4 protein-coding genes are annotated in these 3,685 nt (G+C 34.4%); 2 read left to right on the top strand and 2 right to left on the bottom strand.

From position 1 onward, the window contains the following. Nucleotides 1-567 precede the first annotated feature (567 nt). Together L1266_RS21960 and L1266_RS21965 are read left to right on the top strand one after the other, a co-directional pair. Entirely contained in the window at nucleotides 568-882 is a 315-nt protein-coding gene (locus L1266_RS21960; protein WP_235374233.1) for a hypothetical protein, read from the top strand. 1 nt (nucleotide 883) lies between these two features. Beyond that, on the top strand, nucleotides 884-1,471 hold the full coding sequence (locus L1266_RS21965; RefSeq protein WP_055022341.1) for a hypothetical protein: 588 nt from the start codon (nucleotides 884-886) through the stop codon (nucleotides 1,469-1,471). A 46-nt stretch (nucleotides 1,472-1,517) separates the two neighbouring features. On the opposite strand, the gene L1266_RS21970 is transcribed toward L1266_RS21965, so the two are convergent. After that, the gene (locus L1266_RS21970; protein ID WP_055022342.1) at nucleotides 1,518-1,970 is read right to left on the bottom strand and encodes a hypothetical protein; all 453 of its coding nucleotides are present in this window, start codon (nucleotides 1,968-1,970) and stop codon (nucleotides 1,518-1,520) included. A gap of 164 nt (nucleotides 1,971-2,134) precedes the next feature. Next, nucleotides 2,135-3,130, bottom strand: a complete 996-nt coding sequence (locus L1266_RS21975; RefSeq protein WP_175083356.1) for a tyrosine-type recombinase/integrase — start codon at nucleotides 3,128-3,130, stop codon at nucleotides 2,135-2,137. Between the last annotated feature and the right edge of the window lie 555 nt (nucleotides 3,131-3,685).

A 3,685-nucleotide genomic window follows, 5' to 3' on the forward strand; every position in this document is an offset into this window, starting at 1 on the left:
TCGAGGGGATGGGCTAAATAATACAAACTGTGTTATTCAAGGGGTGAAGTCCAATGGTACGAAAAGTTACTCTAAGCGTGAAAATTCAAGCTAAGGTTAATTTCGAGGGGATGGGCGCAAAACCCCTTTTCCAGAATTAAACAATTTTACAGGGCCGAAACGCACAGTTCCTTGCTTTGAGCTCAATAGAGGCAATATCAAAGTAATGATTAAGGGTGTGTAAAATTCAAGTGGCAAACTCATGCCGTATCGAAAATATGAATTCAAGCTGCAACTTAAAATAGATAATGAAATACAAAGTGAAATGTAAAATAACCCGCGTACTGGGCTTTGTTTCTTTTTAATGAAGCTAATGCCGTTTTTAGTGCTATTTTCGCCACACTATGACTCCTTTTCATCTAAACAGATGTAAATTCTTCTCCTCAAATACGCAGGCAAAAGATGACAGTTGGTCACATAAAAGCAATAATAAAGGACTATTGCTGGTAAACTCTCAGTACATTATTATTAAATTCGATGTAGTAGTTAGAGTTGGATGTTTGTATGGGAGCCTCACCTATAGCCTTAATGAGCTTATTATTTTGCTTCATATTTTGGGTGATTTCTTTATCTGTATTCTTAAAGCGTGAATTTATTCGTTCTCTTGCAATAGCGCAGCGCGTCAGAAAGTTGGTTCAAGAGTCAATTCAACTGGAGATCTACATGAAAGGGCTGCCAGTTAATGATGAGCGTTCTGCTGCCTTCCGTAGAATTCAAGAAATTAAAGCTGAACTTGCTGGAATAGAAGGCTTTCCTCAAAAGAGTAGTATTACCCCTGCCTATGCATCCAAGATAGAGCTTAAAAATGTTGTTAATTTAGCCAGCTACAAACGCAGAGCTTAATATGGAACATATAAATGCATTTGTAGTTTCTTATAACAAGTTATTTACTGCAGGAGCTAGTGACTTCTTTTTTAAATACTTGATGAGCTTTTCAGGCTTACTTTTTGTGGTTTTCTGCCTAACTATCATTAAAGCCTACTTTAAAAAAACATCATTCTCACACATGTGTTTAGTAACATTCGTTACAATATCCTATTTATCAACTGATTATTTAATGGCTCTAGAGTACTTAAGAGAAGCGGGTAGTTTTATAGATGGTGTAGTCAATATGTATTTGATGTTCTCTCTTTTTGATAGCATTACAGCGCTTATCATTGCCTTATTATTTCCTTTTATAAGAAAGGGTAAAGGATACTCAGATGCTTCAGTAATCACAATGTGTATCTTTTTGATAAATTCAGTCTTGCACCTAATTTTGATGTTAAATTATATTACGCAAAATTCCCTTAACCCTTATTTAGGCTTTTTTTACTCTATTACTGTAAATATAAACGACTTGATATTACTTAGTGCATTTCTAGCACCAACTTTTATTACTAAAGTAAAACTTCTTTTTACGGAAAAATTGCTTTTACGCCTGTCGGATTAAAAATGGCCAAGGTCTTTCTGGCCATTTTCTTGCTAATTTTACTTTGCTAGGCTGATTTGGAGGGTTTGGCTTTAATTGTTAAAGCACCTTCTAATGACGTTTTAATCTTCTTAGTAATTGTTGGAACAAAAGTAGGGTCAATAATTCCGTAATCAGCACTTTCTTCTAACGAACTTGCAACTACTTTATTTACAGTTTCAAGAAGTTCTTCAGGTCTAACATCTTCTAAATTTGTGTTTTCATTTATGTTCAGAAGAAGGTAGTCTAGACTTACATTTCTTCTAATCGCTGTAGTTAAAATAAAATCCCATGGCATAGAAGGGCGGCTAAACCACATTTTCATAGTGCTCGCATTATGTCCTAAAGCTCTTCGTCCACTTTCATCTTCAATTTCATATAATTCATCAACCCCCCACACTTGCTTGCAGCGCTCTAAAACTTGTGAGACGTATTTTTTCTTTGAGTCATCATCTAGATTTTTAAAATATGTATCAGCCATGTTTAGTTGTTCTTGTAAGTTCACTACTCTATATTCTAACAAAAAAAGATAAATTTAAAATGAACAAAAATTTATGTTGATTTCAGTCACTTTTTATAAATCGATAAAACCTTAAAAATCAATGTTTTTTGATATAAACGGCAGTAGAAACAAAATTTTAGATCTCAAAACAAATTATTCAACACATCCTCAAATGCCTTTGAATCTTCATCTACAATATACATTGCAGTTGTAACTTCTTTAGAATGACCAAGCAGTTTACTAATTCTGCTTATCTTTACGCCTTTTTCATCCAGCCAGGTCGCGTATGATCGTCTTAGAGAATGGGGAGCAACTGTGTTATATATTTTACAAAGCTCATAAATAGCGCTGCCAGATAAAGGCTTACTATTTTCAACATCAATATTTCCACTATGTGATACTTTGACAAATAACGGGCCAGGCATTATGCCTCGAACATTCAACCAGTCTTCCAAAGCAAGTTTTGTAATAGGGTGGATCGCAACATATCTTTCCTTATTACCTTTACCAATAATCTTCAAATACTGAGTGTTTATTGTGACTCTATCTTCGCTACTAAGCTCTAAGACTAATGATGAAATCTCTATTGTGGCCAACTCACTTCTTCTTAACCCGGTACCAATTAAAATATGAAAAAGCGCCAAATCTCTAAGCATTTTATTTCTATTAGTTGGGTTTGAGCTTGCTATTCTCTCCAAAAGCACTTGGAAACTAGAACGAGAAATTACCTGATGTTTTTTAATTCTAGAGCCGGTTTCTCCTTTCACTTTTAGAATACCATCTAGCTGCAATCTAGAAATCTGTCCTAACAAATAGGCATGCTCACATACACCCTTTACAACGGAAACATATAATGAAATCGTTTTTGGAGATAGCTCCTTGGCTTTTAGGTTATGGATAAGGCTATTCAAATCAGTTGAAGTAATTTCTGCCCAATTAATTTCATAAAAATCTGGGTAGCCGGTATGTTTTGCAATTGCTTGCAAACATCGAGTGACGGTCTCTTTGGATGTATCCGCCGCCAAAGAGTTAACATAATTGAATATCGGACATTTAGGGTTTACATAAATCTCATTTAATTTTTGTTTAATCTTGGTAGCCGGTAATTGAGGCTGTTTTAAATCGATAATCTTTTCCAATCTGCTGTTCATAATTTAAATTCATACGAAACCATAAGCACTGTACATTTATACATCCAAAATAAACTTGTGTAAATGCCCATTTATGCAATTAACATGTTATGTTAAATCAACTGTAAAATAGAATCTTGGGAAATTAGACTCTATTAATTAAAAAGATTTATCTAGGTATAAGGGGATGTTTTAGTTCCTAAATGAGAGTTATTAGTAAGAGCATATTAACTTTCGAATCGGGAGATTAGTCCGATACTAACCAGTATCGGACTTAAGCAATTGAATTGTTAGTAATTACTTAAAACCACCAACTTTACTTGATAAGAAAATAAAGGCAATTATAAATTCACCAACCACTACAGCTAACAGCCATTTTATATTTTCTGTATCAAATTTCATGAAGTCCAAAAAAAATATAATTACTCCAATTAAAAACCCGCGAATTCAACCCCGAAGTGCACCACTCGCTAAATTAGGCCGCATTGCGTAATTCGTTAAACACAACGACAGGCTGTTTGTAACCTAGGCACTTTCTAGGTCTGGCGTTTAGCGCACGTTCTA

Origin of the sequence: Pseudoalteromonas sp. Cn5-37 (genome assembly GCF_021532495.1) — a bacterium.
In the GTDB taxonomy this organism is placed as follows: domain Bacteria; phylum Pseudomonadota; class Gammaproteobacteria; order Enterobacterales; family Alteromonadaceae; genus Pseudoalteromonas; species Pseudoalteromonas simplex.

What these genes read in the sequence shown, in the direction of transcription:
- L1266_RS21965 (WP_055022341.1), top strand. Translation starts at nt 884, where the DNA reads ATGGAACATATAAATGCATTTGTAGTTTCTTATAACAAGTTATTTACT.
- L1266_RS21970 (WP_055022342.1), bottom strand. Translation starts at nt 1,970, where the DNA reads ATGGCTGATACATATTTTAAAAATCTAGATGATGACTCAAAGAAAAAA.
- L1266_RS21960 (WP_235374233.1), top strand. Translation starts at nt 568, where the DNA reads ATGAGCTTATTATTTTGCTTCATATTTTGGGTGATTTCTTTATCTGTA.